The sequence below is a fragment of the Ruegeria sp. CDSB029 genome (genome assembly GCF_059611125.1).
The window spans coordinates 126,249-145,937 of the sequence record NZ_JBXWOX010000002.1; the positions used below are offsets into that span (position 1 = coordinate 126,249).

The window sequence follows — 19,689 nt, forward strand, 5'->3', positions numbered from 1 at the left end:
CCTGTTTATGTCAGTGTGCGGGCGATTTCGGTTATGACGTCATAGGCCATTCGAACATCGTCTTCGGTGGTTTCGAACTGACCGGCCTGAAACCGGATCACCAGATCGCCATCCACGCGGGTTTGCGTCAAATAGATGCGGCCGTCGTCATTGATGGCGTTCACCAGGCGCAGGTTCAAATCGTCCAGATCCGCATGACCTTCCGGCGCATAGCGGAACGTCCACAATGACCACATGGGCTGAGTGACGATTTGGAAATCCGCCTCGGCCGCCAGCCGATCATGCAGCGCCACAGACCAGTTCACGTGGTTGCGCAGGCGTTGGCGCAGCCCTTCCAGACCATAAGCCCGGATCACGAACCACAGTTTGAGCGCCCGGAACCGGCGGCCAAGTGGCACAGACCATTCCGAATAGTTGATGATGCCATCCTTGCCGTGGGTCTTGAGGAATTCGGGGCTGATCGCCAGCGTCTGCACCAGATCATCGGGGTTTTTCAGGAAATGCGCACAGCAATCGAACTGTACACCCAGCCACTTATGCGGGTTGAACACGATGCTGTCGGCCTGATCCACGCCGGGCCAGTAGTGGCGGTATTCCGGGCAAATCATGGCCGATCCGGCCCAGGCCGCATCCACGTGGGAATAAAGACCGTATTTCTGGGCGATCTTCAGACATTCATCCACAGGATCGGTTGCACCCGTTCCTGTTCCGCCAACGCAAAGGATAACGCCCGCCGGATGTAAACCAGAGTCTAAATCGGCCTGGATCGCTGCCTCCAGTGCTTCGGGATCCATCCCGCGCCAATCTCCCTTGATCGGAATCCGCACCAGATTGTCTTGCCCGATCCCCGCAACCCAAATGGCACGATCGACCGACGTGTGCACTTCGGCCGAGCAATAGACGCGCAGGGGTTTTTGCCCAAACAATCCTTGTTGATTACCCTGCCATTTCAACGCCTTCTCGCGCATCGTTAGGACAGCAGCCAATGTCGCTGATGAGGCGGAGTCCTGAATAACGCCAGCGAAACCCTGGGGCAGATCCAGTGCGTGGCGCAACCAGTCCATCATCCGCGTTTCCATCTCGGTCGCGGCCGGTGAGGTTTGCCACAACATACATTGCGGTGCGATGGCGCTGGCCAGAAATTCGGCCAGGACCGATGGGGCCGAGGCGTTCGAGTTGAAATAGGCAAAGAACCTTGGGTGTTGCCAGTGAGTGATCCCTGGCATCACGATCTGTTCGAAATCCTGAAACACGTCCTCCAGTGGCTGCGCGTGCTCGGGTGGCCGCGCGGGCAAGGCATTGAGGATATCCCCCGGCTCAGTCCGGGCGCGGACGGGTTTGTCACCAACAGTCAGATGGTAGTCCTGCGTCCACTCGGCAATTCGTTTGCCCCAATCCGAAAACTCATCCCACTTCATCTTAACCCTCAGATATCTGCCAACCCCGGGATCGGACCGGGACTTAGTTTCTTTGCGCGTCCAGTGATCGTCATTCTGAAGAAAACGTCAATATTAATTGCTTTGTTTACTAATTTTGAGATACGGCTCGAAGCTGCGATGTGCCTAAAAGGGCCATATATTTCATGGTCAAGTTACTGATATCAGAAGCAAAATCCTTGGCTAGTTGCAGTTTGATCCAATTTGGGCAAAAATTCTACTATGACCAGAGACCTGCCTAATACGTCCCGCTCATTGCCGATTGCACTGCTGCGGGCGCGCGAAAGGGTCATGGGGCCCATTCGAAATATGCTGGCTGATGCGGGTGTTACGGAACAGCAATGGCGCGTTCTGCGTGTTCTGAAAGAAGAAGGCCCTCAAGAGCCAACGCATATAGCGGATCGATCGTGCCTTTTGCTGCCCAGTCTGACGCGCATTCTGCAAAAACTGGAAGCCAAGGATTTGATCCGGCGCCGGGTCCATCCCGAGGATAAGCGTCGTCAGATCATCGATATCACGGCCAAAGGCCAAAAGATCATCCAGGACAACATGCAGGTGACACTACGCCTGGCTGAAGAGATCAAGACCCAGCTAGGCCCGGATCGGCACGAAGCGCTGCTGGACCTGCTGAATGATCTGCATGATCTGAAGACCTGATCGCACGTCGCGCATGCAAAGGCTTTTGTCCCCGCCAGAGAAGTATGGGTATCCTCCGGCGGGGTGGCCAGACTTTGACTGGACTGCGTGTCTGGCCTGTGGCCGGATGGCTTTATCCGGCTCACACCTCAGAGAAACAGCCACCTGAAAATAGGCGGACATCCGGACACAAAGACCGTGTGGGGGTACAGGTTTTTGGCCGTCGCTCTCTGATTCAGTTGCACCCGCCTGCAGGCAAATCGCCTGATCAGCGACGGGTGGATTTCGGTTCTCGCCAGGGAATGAGTGTCTAAACGATGTTGGCGTGATCCATGATACAACCAAAGGTAGCGCGTGCCCAAAGCTTTCCAAGGCGAAACTTTGAATTGTGAACAGCCAGCGACGAGGCCAGTTCGCATGATGGTGATGCCCGTCGTCCTGCATGGCTTGTTCAACTGGCCGTGCCAACTTAGAAACAAGCTGCCAGTTGCAGTTAGGGGGCTTTGATGCCGGACAACCTGTTTTCCTTACCCGACCCGATTTCGATCCCGGTTGAGGGTGAATTGTCGACGTATCCCGTGGGTCGCATATTCTGTGTCGGCCGCAATTATGCGGCCCATGCGGCCGAAATGGGAAATGAGGTCGATCGTGAGGCGCCTTTCTACTTTACAAAATCTGCCCCGAACGCGGTTCTGTCAGGTGCAACCGTGCCTTATCCGCCGGGAACAGAGAATTTTCACCATGAGATGGAGCTGGCGGTTGCGATCGGCAAACCCGTTTTCCGTGCAACGCGTGCCGAGGCGTTGGATGCGGTTTATGGCTACGGTTGTGCGCTGGACATGACGCGCCGTGACCTGCAAATCCGCGAACGGAATAAACAGCGCCCGTGGGATCTGGGCAAGGATCTGGAAAACGGCACCGTGCTGGCCCCGTTGACCCGCGCGGCAGATTGGTCGCCGGACGACAATAAACGCATTTATCTGAACGTGAACGGGGAAACGCGGCAGGACGCGACGCTGGAAGAGCTGATCTGGAAGATAGATGAGGTCATCTGCCATTTGTCCGGATACTACCACCTGCGAGCCGGTGATCTGATCCTGACTGGTACACCGGCTGGGGTTGGCCCGGTGTTGGCGGGCGATGTCCTGGAAGGCGGGATTGACGGATTACAGCCTATCAGCCTGAGTTTGATCTGAAAAATGACCCTATTTAGGGTCTTTGAACCAATCACGGGCGAATTCCACGTTGTCCAGCCCGGCAAATCGTCGGACTCGGTCGAGCTCTGACTGCAACCTTTTGGTTCTGGCATCGGACCAGCGCACGGATCGTTCCGGCCATAAGGCGCTGATTTGCAGCGCCCCGCAATCCCGGTTGGCTTTCATGTCAATCCGCCCGATCAATCGGTCGCCCTCAAGCAACGGGAACACATAGTAACCGTAAGTGCGCTTTGGGGCAGGTACAAAAACCTCGATGCGATAGTGAAAGCCGAACAACCGTTCGGCACGGTTACGGTCGCGCAGCATGGGATCAAATGGGCTAAGGACCCGAATGCGGCCTGGGGGACGGGGTGCAGCCTTTGCATCCTCGGAAATAGTTGGTCGGGCGATCACTTTGCGCAGCTTGCCGTCCGCGCAGGTCACCTCGATCTCTTCCAATTTTCCCTGAATTAGACCCTGTTCACACCAGGATTTTGCCTCGCTTGTCGTGACAGTGTCCCAAAACGCAGCCAATTCGCCTGAGGTTGCAAACCCCAACCGGTCAAGCGCCGCGTTGCACAGCCAATCCACTGTCTCCTCGGCATCACAGGGCATATTGCCCGGGCAAAGATGCGTTTCGATCACCCGTTCTGTCAGATCATAGCGCTTTTGAAATCCTTGCCGCCCTATGACCGTCAGTGCGCCCGAGCGCCAAAGAAACTCCAGCGCCGTTTTTGACGGATGCCAGTCCCACCAGCCGCCGGACCCCTTTTTCTCGTCTTTGCCAACATCGGACGAGGATACTGGCCCGTGATCCCGGATATGTTGCAGAACGGTTTCAAATCGCTGCTCGAACCCGTCGCGGCGCCAGTTTTTCCATCGGGACTTCAGCAGATCTGCATCGCGCTGAAACCGCAAATGCCAGTGCGGATAAAACGCCATCGGAATGACAGCGGCGTCATGGGTCCAGTGTTCAAACAGCGCCCTGTCGCTTTCGTACAAGCGTTTGAGATTGCCTGCGCGATAGGATGGGCGCCGCGAAAACAGGATCATGTCATGGGCGCGCGCAACCGTGTTGATACTGTCCAATTGCACAAAGCCAAGACGATGGATCAGGTCCAGCAATTCCGCGCCTTTTGCGCCGCCCGATGGCGGCTCGGCCAATGCATGACGATCCATGAACAGCGCGCGAGCTGTTCGGTTGTCCAGCCGTTGCAGCGCCACGCGTTCAGCGCCGCTTTAGGGTGTCGCCAAAGCTGATCTTGGGGGTCAGGGTCACACGCGTGTCGACCTCGGCATTGGGATCAGCCAATTGCGCCGCGATGATCTCTGCGGCTGTGCGTCCGATCTCCAACCTGCAGGCGTCCATTGTGGCCAGCTTGCGCGGCAGACCCTGCAAAAGCTCGACGTTATTGAACCCGGCCAGGCCGATCTGTCCCGGCACATCAATACCCTGATCCAGCAGGTACAGCAGCCCACCTGCACCGATCATGTCGTTGGAGTAATAGAGGAAATCCAGATCGGGGGACCGTTCCAGCATGGTCTGAGTCATCTCACGCCCTTTGGCCAGAGCCGATCCGCCAGAGTAGAATTCGCGATCCTCGATCTCAACCCCGTGTTTGCCCAGAACTTCGGTGAAGCCTTCGAATCGTTTGCGCGCCCGGTGATCCAGCGGCATTTTGGTCCCCATGAACCCGATATGCTCATAGCCCGCCTTCAGGATCGCCTGCGCCATTTCGCGCCCGGCACGGCGATGGGAAATCCCAACCATCGCGTCGACCGGTTTGCCGTCGGTATCCATGATCTCGACCACCGGAATACCAGCTGAATCCAACATGGCGCGCGCGGCCTCGGTGTGTTCGAGGCCAGCAATGATTACTCCGGACGGCCGCCACGAGAGCATCTCGTACAGCACTTTTTCTTCTTTTTCCGGCATATAGTCGGTGACGCCCACAACCGGTTGCAGCTCGGTGTCTTCCAGCACCTGGTTAATGCCGGTCAGAACCTCGGGGAAGACCATGTTCGACAGCGAGGGAATGATCACCGCCACCAGATTTACCCGGCTGGATGCCAATGCGCCCGCAATTTTGTTGGGCACATAACCCAGTTCTTTCGCGGCGGCTAAGACGCGGGTGCGCGTGGCGTCCGAAACATCACCCCTGTTCCGTAGAACCCGACTGACCGTCATTTCCGACACTCCGGACGCTTCCGAGACATCACGAAGGGTAAGCGGGCGTTTGGTTTCTGTTGTCACTGAGGCACCTGCAATGTTGTTTTGCCCGATGGTAGCGTGAACAGCGCAAGTTTTACAACCGTCGCGCAAAGGCCATGACAAGGCCGAAAAACCCGGCTACAGAGAGCCTTGCGCGGCCCCGTGGCTCAACTGGATAGAGCAGCCCCCTCCTAAGGGGCAGGTTGCAGGTTCGAACCCTGCCGGGGTCGCCACCGATCTTACCGCCTTGTCAGTAGTTTGCGTGCTTAGCATGTGTTGTTGAACACTGCGTGCAACTACAAGCGCTGCGCCTCCGCTGCACTCACAGCCGTAGCGCTGCACGCAGATCGCCCTTCTACGCACGAAGGAGTGATGCGAGATGGCGACGATCAACAAGCGACCGAGCGGCAAGTGGCAGGCAACGGTAAGGTATCAAGGACGAAGCAGCAGCAAGTCCTTCACCAAGAGAGTAGACGCGGCAAAGTGGGCGCGCGAAACGGAGTTGCGAGTCGAGCGCGGTATGATGATACAACGCAAAGGCTGCATGTCGGACAAGTGCACGCTCAGCTTTGCCCTCACAAAGTACAGAGATACGGTAGCGCCTACACATCGCAGCGGAGACCGAGAGCAACGTTGCATCGACGCGATGTTGAAGCATCATCAACGCTTCACGCGTCTTCGGTTGGACACCCTAACAGTGGCGGACGTATCCAAGTGGCGCGACGAGCGTTTGCAGAAGGTTTCTGCAAGCACAGTCGTTCGAGAGCTGACGCTGTTACAGGGTGCAGTCGGCCACGCCCTTGATGCAGGTGCCGTCAACGTTGTCCAGCAGGTCAAGCGACCGCGCGTGGATGATCGAAGGGAACGACGGTTGCAGGCAGGCGAGTGGCAACGCTTGATGCAGGCATGCGACCGGGACCGCAACAAGCTATTACGCCCGCTTCTTTTGCTGGCAGTAGAAACTGCCATGCGTCGAGGCGAGTTGCTCGCGATGGAGTGGCGGTACGTTGATCTGCAACGATGCACGGTACTTTTGCCAAAGACGAAGAACGGTCACGCGCGCACGGTACCTTTGTCGCCTAGCGCAGTTGATGTGGTGTCATCACTTCCACGTACCGATCACCGATGCATCCCACTCAGCGGTGATTGTGTGCGGCAAGGCTTCGAACGTTTGCGCCGACGCGCTGGTAGCGATGATCTACGCTTCCACGATTTGCGCCATGAAGCTGTAAGCAGACTTGTAGAACGTGGATTGTCGCTGATCGAAGTACAGCAAATCAGCGGCCACCGAACACTGCAGATGTTGCAACGCTACGTGCACTTGCAGGCTGCTGATATTGTGGCGAAGTTGCAAGATCTGTCATAAGTTCAAGTTGTTGGGGCAGCGGATCAACGCCACCCCTCCAACTTCTTCATTCAGTCTTCATCATAGACAGGCCAATCAGTTTGAGATCTCATCGCACGGTCAAACGCCGCTCGACATTCGGCCAAAGCAGGCAGCACATATTGACGCTCGCCTCCTCCAGGTCTGACAATTCTCAACCCAGGCAAGAGTTTGTGTAGGTATTTCCCTACCTGGGTTTCCGCACTGCGCCGACGTTGGCCAACATCCATGCAGAAATTTTCGTAGTCCCGCGTGACGGACCGACAAGAAACCTGCATCGGCCAAAAGCCGGAGTCTTTCGGAAGATCGCCTCTATACAAAACCTCGAAGAACCATCTTTCGATATCGGTCATGGACAGAATCTTCTGCTCGGCCAGTGCATTAGTTTTGGGCGGCGTCCTTGGATCGAACTCGGATATGTCCAAGGTCTTGAGGAAATACATCAGAGCGGCTCTTCCACCGTCTTGCATGAACCTCCACAGATTACCAAAGTACTGGGTATCGCCCTGTCTTTTGCTGGACACTTCCAAAACACCGAACCTGCGTTCGTCGCCCTGTGCATGGATCACGTGTGGATCGTTGCTGGCAATAATCACCCTTGCGTAGTTTCGCATCGACAAGGCGTCTATACCCTTCTGCTCCATCATATAAGTCGGTTCAGTGATCCTTCCCTTGATGACGGCGGAAGCTCGTTTGGACGCAAAGGAGCCTTCATCGGCAAAGATCAAAACCGCCTGCGCCAAATGGCTATTGAAACTCCCAACTAGGTGACTGACCTGTGTTAGGTGAGCAAAGTGATCGGGAAACAAGGATCCCATTTGGCGAACAAAGAAGCTCTTTCCGACGCCTTGACCGCCGAGCAGAACTATCGCGCTCTCGGGCAATTCCCAGGGTCGCTGCACCATGTGCGCAAAGTAGCTCACGACAAATTTGAACGCAGATTCATCACCATCGCAGATAATAGTTCTCACAAAACTCAGAAACGGCTCGAGATCCCCCTTTATGGGCTTTTCTGCGAAGCCTCGCCATAGGTTGAGCTGGTCGTTCCGTTGGTTGGCCGGATCAAAAACAACCCCTTCGAATTGTGCCCGATCGATGCTGTTCAACCAAAATTCACCCCAAGGCAAATGGGTTGGATCATCTGGACCCATCGAGATCAGTTGGACCAGCTTGTTCGAGTACTTCAGTTTGAAGCTGGTGGGATCGTAGAAACGAACCCGAGAGATTCTGAGATCCGGGTCGTTGACTATCTCGGCAATCCGAACTTTGTTTCCGACCGTAACAACAGCATACCTGTCGTTCATGTATCTCAACACCTCTTCGGCGGTTGGTAACCGTTTGGTCATGGTAGCCTCCATTTGCAGCCAGCCCCAAGTTGATCAGCGAAGATTTTTTACTATTATTCAGATAGCTAACATCTGGCCCGCTGCTCAATTCGAGTTGGCGGGTTTTCTTTAGGCCGCAGCTTCTGTGAACTGAGCCAACCATTTGTCAGCGGCTGCAGCGGGAACTACCACTCGGCCGCCAATCCGGGCAACACGCGGACCAGTTCCGGCCTTCCGCAGTCGATAAAACGATGATCTGCTAAGACCGAAGGCATTGCAGAATTCATCAATTGAGTAAGTCTTCGCGTTCATAGCGAAATCCTTTCTGAGGGCGCAGATGCAAAAGCACCAAGCCTTAGTTTCAGATTGTTCAGTGAATCCGCTGTGATCTCTGTTGTCACATGCTGGTCTCGCAGTTTCCTGCGGTTATTGCCTTCAGGCATGGCCCGGGAGGCGTCTCGCGCTCAGCCCGCGCGGTCAGGGCAACTCGATAGATCGAGATATCATGATGATGCATGATGACTCAACTTAAGTCAAGTGAAAAAGTATTGTGGAACAATAGCTTACACTGCGCTCAGTGCTCTGCAGTTGCATGCAAATGGCCCCTCATATCGATCCATCATATCCAACATCGCCGACTTGATTAGGATGCTGCGTGTGCTGTGTGAGCCTTCAAAGAGCCTAGCCCAGGTCGTTAGCAAAAAATTAAAGTTGGAAGGTTGGATGTGTCGGATCAAGGCTAGCCCAGCATGGCAATTCAGCCTTCAGATGGTATCATAAAATCTAGTTGTGAGGATCCAGCCAGAGCCTTCGTAGGCCGGAGGGCGAGATGCCAAGAACAGATAGTGTCAGCGATGAAACGACCGGCTACGCGGCGGATTCACTGAGCCACTCCGGTGCTTCAATCGCTTCTGTCCCGACGCTAACCCAGATGATCCGATACGATGGCACCATCTACGCTCATGAGTTTTGCCGAGTTGCCGGAATCAAACCAAACACTCTAAGAATGTCGCGATATAGGGGGAAAGGACCGCCGGCTAAACGCATCTCCAACAATCGTGTTGTTCTGTCACTGCGCGATGCTGCGGCTTGGCTACAATCAACGGGCCGGTATAGCGCTGCAATCCGACTCGCTGAATGGCTTGACCAGCAATGGCGCGAAGCTGAACGTGAGCACAGGCAACTCGAACTTCCTGAGGTTCAGTTGGTTACGCTGTTCAGTGATTAAAAGTGAAGTTTATGTGGCAGCGCATCACATTAAGTACTCGGAATTCATGGATGTGGTGACTTGGTTGCGCTCCGTGACGCTTAAAGGACCACTACAACCAATCCCTCAGGTCAGGAGAAGTGATGCCTGCCGTCTTGGTGGCTAGTTGTTTTTGTGGGTTATCTTAGTTACTGGGTTGCAGAGCAGTAGACCTTCCCTATCGAAGCATCTACAAATTCTAGATTGCAAGGGTCCAATCGATGTCCAACACGCTAAAAAAATTGGTTATCTATACTGTGGCCATGGGTAAAGGTTACGAATTACCCGACACCGTGCCCGAGAAGAACGTTGACTACATCTGCTTTACTGATACGCCTGAACTGGAACCCAAAGGTTGGACCCTCAGGACGGTATCCCCGCTTTTTACAGATGATCTAAACCGAAGTAGTCGAGAGCAGAAGATACTACCTTTCCGTTGGCTAAGTGAATACTCGAACTCAATTTACATCGATGCGAGCGTGCAACTAACAGCCAGGCCGACTAGCCTCTGGAACCACATGATGCCGAACCAGGGCGTGCAATTTGCCGCTTTTCATCACTCACGTAGAAGCACGGTCCGGGACGAGTTCGACGCTGTTTTGAAGGCCGGGTTTGAAGATGAATTATTGCTGGCGGATCAACTGGAGTCCTATTTCAATCAACATCCCGACACTCTAACTGAGAAGCCGGTTTGGGGTGGCTTGCTTGCGCGTCGCCACAACGAAACTGATTGCATCGCGGCAATGGAAACATGGTTTTCCCATGTATTAAGATATTCTCGTCGGGATCAACTGAGTCTACCGGTCGCGTTAAAGTGTTTCACAGGTGATTGTGTAAGAGTGTTGCCCAGAGACATTCAAAGGACCGAGTTTCACATTTGGCCAAGGCCAGAATACGAACGACCCAAAAGTTACTTAAAAGGAATCGCAACCCTTTCTGAAAGACAAGAGAAATTTCGTAGACTATTCCCACAGTATTACAAAGACGCACAGGCGAAGAACCAAAGTGCGAGCGCTGAACAGAGAGTAGCGGCCCAGCCCAACCTTCCTGAGCCAAAAATAGACGGCCTTACCTTTGGCTTCGATGATGCGCGTAAGTTGTATTTCGCAAGCGATACGCAAACGCAGAAAGCTGTTTTTGTTTCCGACCCAAAGAGGCTTGATCTCTACGTAAAAGGTGTAGAGCATCGAAAAAGCTGGCTCCTACAGGATTATGGTATTCCCTCAGACTTAGTGCGCTCTCAGGATACAGTGATTGACGTTGGGGCCAACAATGGTGAATTGGGCCTTTGGGCTCAATCGAAAGGTGCTACTTACTTGGGGTTTGAGCCAGATCCCAATGCATTTAAGGCACTCAAGGAGAATGTTGGAGATGCAAGTGCATTACCTATAGCGCTCAGCTCAAGCAACGGGAGCGCTGAATTCTTTCTGAGCACAAAAGATGCCGATTCAAGCCTCTTCAAGCCGAGCACCGTCGATGAGGTAATTACCGTTAAGAAAAGAGCTTTGGATTCGGCGCTGCTTGCTTCTGACAATTCAACATCTATCCGACTGCTTAAAATAGAGGCAGAGGGGATGGAGCCAGAAGTGTTGGGTGGCGCTGCACAGACTCTGTGTCGTTCAGAGTATGTTGCTGTTGATGCTGGTCCTGAACGCAGCGGAGAGAATACCGTTTCCGACGTAATCAATACTTTGTCAAAATTCGGATTCGAGGTTGAAAGTTGTTTTTTACGCAGGGGTACATTTTTTTTAAGAAATCGACACTTTTCCAACCGAAAACAACTGTTCAAGTTTCGCCCTTCCTGGATTGATTCAGGAGTCTCGTCGTCGGTCTTGTATTATCTTTCTTTGCGCAAAGGTGTGTTTTCGGAAAAGCGGCGACAAAAGTTCCTCGCATCTGCTGCAAAGAGGGATGCGCGATACCGAGTCCTGAAAGCCAAGCTTCGCTAAATCTAAACTTAAGGCATTTCAACTCTGGTTTTGGAGTGTCTTCCATCCCATTGGCAAGGAGCGTACAACGATGGTGTTCACCCTTAGGACTAGGCCATGATCTCCAGGCTCGCTGCTCGACTACAAGAACGAATCTATGGATCGGCAATCTCGAAAGAAGAGTCGACCAAGGAGACCGGTGAGGAATCGCTGGCCTCAAAATCCCTAGCTTTCGCGCAAAGCTATAAGGATTTTAGTCCCTATACGATGACGGGCGAGGCAAAATTTGTTGCAACTCTTTCTTTGGTTTCATCCTTGACCGTCGATATGAAGGCACATTCTGTTGTTGAGACCGGTGTGTGGAAAGGTGGTATGATGTTTGGCATGCTGCGGCATTTGCCAGCATGCAAAGAGTTCCATCTTTTCGACTCTTTCGAAGGCTTGCCTGAACCAACCGATCGGGACGGAAGAAAAGCCGCGCAATTGTCCGATTTGAACCTATTCACTGAGCGGCGGAATTATGCATCTCACTCTGAAATTATTGGAAATATTGATAGATTTGGTTATTCTGACCGCACCAAAGTTCACAAAGGCTGGTTCAACGAAACTGTACATTCCAAATTAATTGAGCATCCCATTGGCGTGCTTCGCATGGATGGAGATTGGTATGATTCCACCTTGGTTGTTCTGGAACGCCTTTTCGATAGTGTATCATCAGGCGGCGCAATCATTTTCGATGATTACTATGATTGGCCAGGATGCCGTCAGGCAGTGCATGACTTTCTCGCAACCAGGAAACGGCCTGAGCCCATTCGCGTAATCAACAACAGCCTTGCGTACATTGTTAAAGAAAGTGACGACGGGCTTGATGATCTGGCAACCGAGGCCGAGTTAAATCATCGTAGAAAGTTGAACGGAATAACTTAAGACGGTGATCGTTGAATTGAAATCAGGGGCCTATGCCCATCGCCCGGAACTAAAGACAAGGATTCCAGAAATTTCGATGCGGTAAAGAGCGATAAGTGGACACCAGTTGGACACATATTTCTATGTGATTTCCAATCCCCTTATTTTGCGGATGTTTTATTTCTTGTCAGACCCCTTTTTATGGGGGCCAACCGAAGAATGCACTTCGCGAGACTTAGAAAGAGAGAGGCTGGGCACCCGACATTCACGAGACGCTCGCGTTCCGTAGCTTGGCGACTCTTTCATGGCGAAAGCGAAATCCAGTCGTCTTACGTCCGGTTTCTGAGATTGAGAACCCTCAGGATGCAATAAACGAACTCATCGATTTAGCATCGGAACCCTTTGCATGGTACGGGTAAAGCTGAGGTATTCGGGCCAATCCCTTCTTGGAGGATTTCCCGGACGCTACAACAGTATAGCGGGCAAATCAGGCGTCCAAAGGAGCTAATGCTATTGAACCAATGGACCAAGTCGAGGAATGCGAGCCAACTGTTGAAAACCACGAAGTCGACTTGACCAAAGAAGTTCAGAGGCTGGAAAAGGAGTTGCGTCGTGCCAAGCGTTACCCTTGGAAGTACCTTAAGTCAGCCATCCGTGAGCGCTTGAAGTAGTCTCCCAAGCGCGCAGATCCAAAACCAATAGGACCATAAATGCCTGATTCAAAAGACGCCGCCTGTATCACGGACTACGAGGCGACATATGCGCCGAACTATTTTGCACATCAAGATTGTCAGCCCGTCCAACCTATCCGACTTCGGTAACCTCATTGCATTGTTTGATTAATCGGACGATTCTGGTGTTCCCATTTGGATGGTCACCGTAAGCTAAATTAAAGAGAAATGTTGGATTGGTTGGATAAGTTGGATCAGCCAAGGGCCATACTGGGGGATGCCTGACATCACCCCTGCAGGGCCGCCGGACACGGAACGGTGTTTTGGTTTCGGGCGGGGGAGTGTTGCTGAAGTCCAGAGGGGATCGGTCACAGGTGATCTGTTTCTTCCGCTGCACTTCCGCTGCAGTGCGCTGCACTTCTGACCTTGTTTGGCCGATCACATCGTGTGTTTGCCTTGCATGTCACTTGCACTGCTGAACATGTCGCGTGTTGCACTTCATGACACTGCATGCGACACTCAACCCACTGACAACATGGGCACTTCTGCGTGGTAGAACGAGCGTATGGAGGCAGTGCATGACATCGCGTAAGTGGCAGCGGTCCGTGGCTCAACTGGATAGAGCAGCCCCCTCCTAAGGGGCAGGTTGCAGGTTCGAATCCTGCCGGGGTCGCCAAAAAATCAAGTACTTTGTTGAGCGTCTGCTGACTGTGTCCCGACGTTTGTCCCAAAGGACGCAAATATTTCTATTAACCGTCGATTTCTTTAAAACCATTGCCAAAGATGACTTTTAACGCAAACCAAGAGTAGGCGGCATCTACCATATCGACAAGGGTCCTCTCAAGGCGGTGTGTGAGATATTGGAGGTTTCAGCGGATGAATCCAAGCGCCTAGCCAGAAGAGGGAAAACGAGACCTAAGCACAGGCAGTTCTTAGAAGTAGGTAGGTGCGTTGCTCAACGAATTTTCCACGGCAATTTTCGGGTTGTTGAAACAACGGATTGACGCGAGGTTTCGACGAAACCCATGGCACTTTGCGGGGTTGGCGCGTAACCGCCAGCGGCAGGAAACTCCTATTCGGGTGTACTCCGGCCTGCGTTTTCTGTAGTGAAAAACTACTAGATAGCTAACCAAAAACAAATATCGTGGCGACTCGATACTGCTCGTAAGGAATCCCCTACAATGAGAAACCCGCTGGCTTCACTGAGAAAGTGGAAATCGCTAATCAAGGATCAATCCGTTCAGATGAAGGAAATTAAGAGTTCATTGGATCATCTTTCTAATGACATGAAAGATTTGCAAGCCAGCGAAAGGAAAGCCGAGAAAGATTTTTTGAAGCCAATACCCACTTTTAGAGGTACTGAAAGAGAGGCAAAAATAGTCGGGCACGGAAAGTTCTGGGATTGGCTGGGTCAGGCAGCGAACTCAGAGCGAGTACGCGTTTTAGAGGTCGGTTCCAGAGCGGTTGCGAGTGACACGTTATGGAAAAAGCTGCGCCAAATTGTCACTACGTTGGTTTTGACTATATTGATGGGAAAAATGTGGACGTTGTCGGGGATGCCCATCGCCTTTCGGATTACTTTGAAGAAGCTTCCTTCGACATTGTAATATCATTTGCTGTATTTGAGCATTTGGCTATGCCGTGGATCGTAGCCGAAGAAATATCCAAGGTCCTAAAAGTCGGTGGATACGCAGCAATAGAGACACATTTTTCATTTTCAGAACATGAAATGCCCTGGAACTTCTTCCAATTTCACTATGAAGGGTTAAAGTATCTCTTTAATCAAGATCTTGGTTTCGATGTATTGGATGCAGGTTTCTCTAATCCTCTTGTGGCTTGGTTTTCTGATGAAGCAGAACCGTATTTAGTAGGCCAGCAACTCTCAAGTATATATTGCCATTCAAATTTACTGGTTCAAAAGAACAGAAATGTTTTGGGAAAAGATAGTCCTCCATTTGATTGGCGAACTACTGTCGAAAAACTTCAATCTTCCAGTTCTTACCCTGAGGGAACAGGGTTGTCTAAGAAATAGGTGTCAAACAGTAGGCGGTTTTCAAAGCCGTTGTTGTTGGGGAGAGAACTCAATAGCTTCTGCGGGATGGCGTATTCACGGTTCTCAAGCGAACCGTGAATATGTCTGATCTTATTTGACTGACGGATACACAGATGGCGCTTCTGGGGCTCTGTTTTCCCAAACGCCTCCGCATGCGACGTGTCGATGATCGGCATATGTTGAGTGGGATGTCTTAATCATCTGCAATGGCTTACGATGGCTCAATGTGTCTTCTGAGCAAGGCCCGCAAAAGATGCTATAAGCGTTGGAGGCGGTGGATCGAAAAGGGTGTATTTGCTCAGCATATGGCCAGCGCGAACGCCGAACGTGGCGAGGAAAAAACCGATATGATTGATGCAACCTTTCTGACGACTCACCGATCAACGGCCAACATGGGCGCAATAAAGAAGGCGTGAACGACTGATCGGCTGCAAGAAAGGCGATGTGAGCACTAAGTTGCTCGCCATCTGCGATAGCCAGGATCGAATTCTCGACTTGTTCGTCACCGCTAGTCAAGCCAGTGAGCACATCGGCGCACGGGCCTTGCTGGGCAGTCTGCCAAAAATCGCATGGTTGCTAGGGAACCGTGGCTATGATGCTGATTGGTTCAGGGAAGTGTTGAAAGACAAAGGGAGGCGCGCGTGTATCCATGGTCAAAAACCGTGCAAGACAGCCGTCAAATACGACATGCGCAAGTGCAAAAGGCGCGACCAGATTGAAATCATGTTTGGAAGGCTCAAAAACAGGTGCCCCGTGGCAAACCGTTACAATGGGTGTCCAAAGGAGCTCCTCTCCGTCAACGCCCGCGCGGCAACCGTTATCTATTGGCCAGGAGACCTGAGCCCAGTGAGCCAGACTTAAACAAGTTAGATTTCTTGGTGCGGTGAATGAAACACTTAACTTGCAGAATTCGCTGTGAGCAGCGTGTTCATGTTGCCCCAGATGCAAAGCCCTTGTGCCGCAGTATCAAGTCAATTAAACGTTCCGGCGATATTCACGGTGACCTGCAGATTTGGAAGCGAATAGTTGAGTTGCATTTTGAATTCTGTGTCAAATCGGTTTCCTAGCAGTACACTAGTGTCAGTTACATATAAGATGGAGCGTTGAATGAAGGTCGAAAGAACTGCTTTGCCTGGTGTATTGATCATTGCACCTGAGCGGTTCAAAGATGGTCGCGGCTTTTTCAGCGAGAGTTGGAACTACAAAAGTATGAAATCGCATGGTGTAGACATGCAATTTGTACAGGATAACCATTCTCTTTCCGCGTCGCCGGGGACGATACGTGGGCTTCACTTTCAAGCCCCTCCGTTTGCACAAGCCAAACTGGTACGTTGCGGCCGAGGTCGGCTGTTTGACGTAGTTGTGGACATACGCGTTGGCAGTCCGACTTACGGAAAATGGATGGGTGAAGAACTCAGTTTTGAGAATGGTAAGCAGTTGTACATTCCAACAGGATTCTTACACGGTTTTGTCACCCGTGAACCGAATACCGAAATTGTGTACAAATGCTCGAATTACTATTCGCCTGAGTGTGATGGATCTGTGCGTTTTGATGATCCGGACATCAATGTCGACTGGGGCATCGGGAGTCTGGAACCAGTTCTGTCGGAAAAAGATGCCTCAGCTCCATTGTTGAAAGACTTCAATAGTCCGTTCGTTTTTGAAGGATCGTAGAAATGAAAATTCTTGTAACTGGTGGGGCCGGATTTATCGGTTCGGCTGTTGTTCGCTTGGCCGTGAGCCGAGGGTACGATGTGGTAAACTTGGACGCGCTGACTTACGCAGCATGCCTGGAGAACCTGGCTAGCATTGAAGGTCACCCGAACTATTGTTTTGAAAAAGTGGATTTGCGTCAGCGAACTGCGGTTGACGAAGCTGTTGAGAAGCACAAGCCGGACGCGATAATGCACCTTGCTGCAGAAAGTCACGTGGACAGATCGATTGACGGACCAGAAGACTTTGTTGATACCAACATAAAGGGAACCTACAATATTCTTGAGGCTGCGCGCAGCTATTGGGAACGAATTGGTCGTCCAGACGGTTTCAGATTCCATCACATTTCCACTGATGAAGTGTTTGGATCGCTTCCGATGGATAAGTCGGTAAAATTCACTGAAGAAACACCGTATGACCCGAGATCGCCCTATTCCGCCTCTAAGGCCGCAAGCGACCACTTGGTTCGCGCTTGGAACGCGACTTACGGATTGCCGGTTGTTCTTAGCAATTGTTCAAACAACTATGGTCCCTACCACTTTCCTGAAAAACTAATTCCAGTGACTATTCTGAATGCGCTGGCAGGCAAACCTCTTCCGATTTACGGAGACGGGTCGAATATCCGAGACTGGCTTTATGTTGAAGATCACGCCGACGCTTTGATTGAAGTTATGAAAAACGGGCAGGTTGGGCGTTCTTACAATATCGGGGGCAATAACGAGGCGACCAATCTTGACCTTGTAAATACCCTTTGCGCAATTCTCGATGAACTTCACCCAAAGAGCACCGGCAACTATGCGGAGCAAATAACGTTTGTTGCAGACAGGCCAGGTCACGACGCCCGCTATGCGATTGATGCTACGCGAATCCGGGACGAACTGGGTTGGGAGCCTACAGTCACTCTTGAAGAAGGGCTGCACAAAACGGTGCGGTGGTATCTGGACAATGAGACGTGGTGGCGACCGTTGCAACAGCGTGAAGGCGTCGGTAAACGCCTTGGGACCAAAGTATGAAAGTCCTGGTTTTTGGACAAACTGGGCAGGTCAGTCAGGAACTTCAACGGTGCGCGGGTGACATTGAATTGGAAGTTGTTGGCAGGGATACTGCCGACTTTTCCGACCCCAATGTCAGTGCAGAATGCGTCAGGACTACCGATGCTGATGCTGTGATCAACGCAGTCGCTTTCACGGCAGTCGACGGAGCGGAAGAACAAGAGGCGTCAGCCCGCATCGTGAATGCCGTTACGCCTGGAGCAATTGCTGAGGCTGCGGCGGAACGTGGATTGCCATTTGTTCACATCTCGACCGACTATGTTTTTGATGGGAGCGGCGATACACCCTTTCTGCCAGACAGTCCTACAGGCCCTTTGGGGGCCTACGGGCGCACGAAACTAGAAGGCGAGGAACTCGTTCGGGCAGCCGAGGGAGTACACTTGATTTTGCGAACGTCCTGGATTTTTTCGGCGCATGGCCAAAACTTCGTGAAAACAATGTTGCGCCTTGGCGCCGAGCGCGACGAAATCTCAATTGTCGCAGACCAGGTAGGTGGGCCAACTGCCGCCAGAGACATCGCGAAATCTTGCCTGAGCAGTATTGATCAACTTATTCGTTATCCGGAGAAATCGGGCACCTACCATTTATCTGGTGGGCCGGATGTAAGTTGGGCCGATTTCGCGCGCGAGATTTTTCGATTGAGTGGCACACAGTGTCAAGTCACCGAGATACCGAGCAGCGCATTTCCAACTCCAGCTAAGCGCCCTTTGAATTCGCGGTTGAACAACAGCAGTTTTGAGAACATTTTTGAAGTCCAAAGACCGAATTGGAAAAAAGGGCTAGAAGATACACTTGTCGAACTAGAGGCTTATAAATCATGAAAAATCGCAAAGGCATTATCCTGGCTGGTGGGTCAGGAACGCGACTTTACCCGATAACCATCGGCGTTTCAAAGCAGCTATTGCCAATTTATGACAAGCCGATGATCTATTATCCAATCAGCGTTTTGATGCTGGCTGGCATCCGTGAAATCGCGATTATCACGACGCCGCGTGATCAAGAGCAATTTATGCGCGTATTGGGCGACGGAAGCAACTGGGGTGTTTCCTTCACTTACATTGAACAGCCTAGTCCAGATGGATTGGCGCAAGCCTATCTTTTGGCGGAAGAGTTCCTGGACGGAGCGCCTTCAGCACTGGTGCTTGGCGACAACTTGTTCTTCGGACACGGCCTGCCCGAGGCACTTGCGGAAGCCGACACGCGTGATCAGGGCGGGACGGTTTTTGGTTACAGGGTATCAGACCCACAGCGATATGGTGTGGTTGGATACGATGCCAATGGTCGTGTGACTGAAATAGTAGAAAAGCCTCTCTCGCCTCCGTCCAACTATGCCGTGACAGGGCTCTATTTTATGGACGGGACGGCACCCGAACGTGCACGCCAAGTGAAACCGTCTCCCCGTGGCGAACTAGAGATTGTCGATCTTTTGCAAAGCTATCTGGACGAGGGCGCTCTTGACGTCCAGCAAATGGGCCGGGGTTATGCGTGGTTGGACACAGGCACTCACGCCAGTCTACTTGATGCCGGGAACTTTGTCAGAACGCTGTCTGAACGGCAGGGTCAACAGGTGGGTAGCCCGGAGGAAATCGCTTTTCGAAACCGTTGGATAAGCACCTCAAGACTTGAAGAACTTGCCACGACATTAAAGAAAAACAATTATGGGCAATATCTCATTGATATCGCGGCAGCTACTACGCGCTCCGATGACATTGATGGGGCCAAGTGAGCGTGTTGGATGCGATGTTAGACTGCTGCCGATCTTTGTCAGTCAGCCCTAGTCGGAGGGCGATAGTCCATTTTGAAAAAGAATGGACATGACAGCGAGGGGAGAACGAAACGCTGATTACCACATGGCAACTTCCGTAGCACAGCCAGACATTTCAGGTAAACCGACGCGATGTTTGTTCCCGGTCAACCGTCCAAATGAAGCA

The 19,689-nt window shown here is 52.1% G+C and carries 16 protein-coding genes, 2 tRNA genes and 1 pseudogene; 14 read left to right on the forward strand and 5 right to left on the reverse strand.

Annotated features, from left to right (window positions below):
• Positions 1–5 precede the first annotated feature (5 nt).
• Positions 6–1,418 (reverse strand): pyridoxal phosphate-dependent decarboxylase family protein, encoded by a 1,413-nt coding sequence (locus tag AC2FI8_RS03190; protein ID WP_496777086.1) that lies wholly within the window; start codon positions 1,416–1,418, stop codon positions 6–8.
• A 240-nt stretch (positions 1,419–1,658) separates the two neighbouring features.
• Here AC2FI8_RS03190 and hpaR point away from each other — a divergent pair, with 240 nt between their 5' ends.
• Positions 1,659–2,093, forward strand: coding sequence for a homoprotocatechuate degradation operon regulator HpaR (gene hpaR, locus AC2FI8_RS03195; protein WP_496765850.1), 435 nt, complete (start codon positions 1,659–1,661; stop codon positions 2,091–2,093).
• A 485-nt stretch (positions 2,094–2,578) separates the two neighbouring features.
• Positions 2,579–3,268 (forward strand): fumarylacetoacetate hydrolase family protein, encoded by a 690-nt coding sequence (locus AC2FI8_RS03200; protein WP_496777089.1) that lies wholly within the window; start codon positions 2,579–2,581, stop codon positions 3,266–3,268.
• A gap of 9 nt (positions 3,269–3,277) precedes the next feature.
• Here the strand turns inward: AC2FI8_RS03200 and AC2FI8_RS03205 are convergent, their stop codons facing one another.
• Together AC2FI8_RS03205 and AC2FI8_RS03210 are read right to left on the reverse strand one after the other, a co-directional pair.
• Positions 3,278–4,492: a winged helix-turn-helix domain-containing protein gene (locus AC2FI8_RS03205; RefSeq protein ID WP_496777092.1), complete on the reverse strand. Its 1,215-nt coding sequence runs from the start codon at positions 4,490–4,492 to the stop codon at positions 3,278–3,280.
• Positions 4,493–4,496: 4 nt separating this feature from the next.
• Complete coding sequence (locus tag AC2FI8_RS03210; RefSeq protein WP_108860587.1) at positions 4,497–5,522, reverse strand: LacI family DNA-binding transcriptional regulator; 1,026 nt, start codon at positions 5,520–5,522, stop codon at positions 4,497–4,499.
• Positions 5,523–5,636: 114 nt separating this feature from the next.
• Between AC2FI8_RS03210 and AC2FI8_RS03215 the strand changes: the two genes are divergently transcribed.
• Positions 5,637–5,713: transfer RNA gene (locus tag AC2FI8_RS03215), tRNA-Arg, on the forward strand.
• A 146-nt stretch (positions 5,714–5,859) separates the two neighbouring features.
• Complete coding sequence (locus AC2FI8_RS03220; protein ID WP_496777096.1) at positions 5,860–6,846, forward strand: site-specific integrase; 987 nt, start codon at positions 5,860–5,862, stop codon at positions 6,844–6,846.
• Positions 6,847–6,896: 50 nt separating this feature from the next.
• Here AC2FI8_RS03220 and AC2FI8_RS03225 read toward each other — a convergent pair whose 3' ends face one another.
• Together AC2FI8_RS03225 and AC2FI8_RS03230 are read right to left on the reverse strand one after the other, a co-directional pair.
• Positions 6,897–8,210: a DUF5906 domain-containing protein gene (locus tag AC2FI8_RS03225; RefSeq protein ID WP_496777098.1), complete on the reverse strand. Its 1,314-nt coding sequence runs from the start codon at positions 8,208–8,210 to the stop codon at positions 6,897–6,899.
• 108 nt (positions 8,211–8,318) lie between these two features.
• Positions 8,319–8,501 carry a helix-turn-helix transcriptional regulator gene (locus tag AC2FI8_RS03230; RefSeq protein WP_496777100.1) on the reverse strand — a complete coding sequence of 61 codons (183 nt, stop codon included), beginning with the start codon at positions 8,499–8,501 and terminating at the stop codon, positions 8,319–8,321.
• A 517-nt stretch (positions 8,502–9,018) separates the two neighbouring features.
• On the opposite strand from AC2FI8_RS03230, the gene AC2FI8_RS03235 reads away from it, so the two are divergent.
• The 10 genes and pseudogenes from AC2FI8_RS03235 (at position 9,019) to rfbA (ending at position 19,484) form a co-directional block, all read left to right on the forward strand.
• Positions 9,019–9,417, forward strand: a complete 399-nt coding sequence (locus tag AC2FI8_RS03235) for a hypothetical protein (RefSeq protein ID WP_496777103.1) — start codon at positions 9,019–9,021, stop codon at positions 9,415–9,417.
• Positions 9,418–9,656: 239 nt separating this feature from the next.
• Positions 9,657–11,384, forward strand: coding sequence for an FkbM family methyltransferase (locus tag AC2FI8_RS03240; RefSeq protein ID WP_496777107.1), 1,728 nt, complete (start codon positions 9,657–9,659; stop codon positions 11,382–11,384).
• Between the two features lie 96 nt (positions 11,385–11,480).
• A complete protein-coding gene (locus AC2FI8_RS03245) occupies positions 11,481–12,290 on the forward strand; it encodes a TylF/MycF/NovP-related O-methyltransferase (protein WP_496777110.1) in 810 nt (269 codons plus the stop codon).
• Between the two features lie 1,250 nt (positions 12,291–13,540).
• A tRNA-Arg gene (locus tag AC2FI8_RS03250) sits at positions 13,541–13,616 on the forward strand.
• 804 nt (positions 13,617–14,420) lie between these two features.
• A complete protein-coding gene (locus tag AC2FI8_RS03255) occupies positions 14,421–14,972 on the forward strand; it encodes a class I SAM-dependent methyltransferase (RefSeq protein WP_496777112.1) in 552 nt (183 codons plus the stop codon).
• 134 nt (positions 14,973–15,106) lie between these two features.
• Positions 15,107–15,854: pseudogene (locus tag AC2FI8_RS03260) on the forward strand (IS5 family transposase).
• A gap of 246 nt (positions 15,855–16,100) precedes the next feature.
• Entirely contained in the window at positions 16,101–16,667 is a 567-nt protein-coding gene (gene rfbC / locus AC2FI8_RS03265) for a dTDP-4-dehydrorhamnose 3,5-epimerase (RefSeq protein ID WP_496777115.1), read from the forward strand.
• A gap of 2 nt (positions 16,668–16,669) precedes the next feature.
• On the forward strand, positions 16,670–17,719 hold the full coding sequence (gene rfbB / locus AC2FI8_RS03270) for a dTDP-glucose 4,6-dehydratase (protein WP_496777117.1): 1,050 nt from the start codon (positions 16,670–16,672) through the stop codon (positions 17,717–17,719).
• The gene (rfbD, locus tag AC2FI8_RS03275) at positions 17,716–18,579 is read left to right on the forward strand and encodes a dTDP-4-dehydrorhamnose reductase (RefSeq protein WP_496777119.1); all 864 of its coding nucleotides are present in this window, start codon (positions 17,716–17,718) and stop codon (positions 18,577–18,579) included. Before rfbB ends, rfbD begins: the two co-directional genes overlap by 4 nt.
• A complete protein-coding gene (rfbA, locus tag AC2FI8_RS03280) occupies positions 18,576–19,484 on the forward strand; it encodes a glucose-1-phosphate thymidylyltransferase RfbA (protein WP_496777122.1) in 909 nt (302 codons plus the stop codon). The genes rfbD and rfbA overlap by 4 nt, the downstream gene beginning before the upstream one ends.
• The last annotated feature ends 205 nt before the right edge of the window (positions 19,485–19,689 follow it).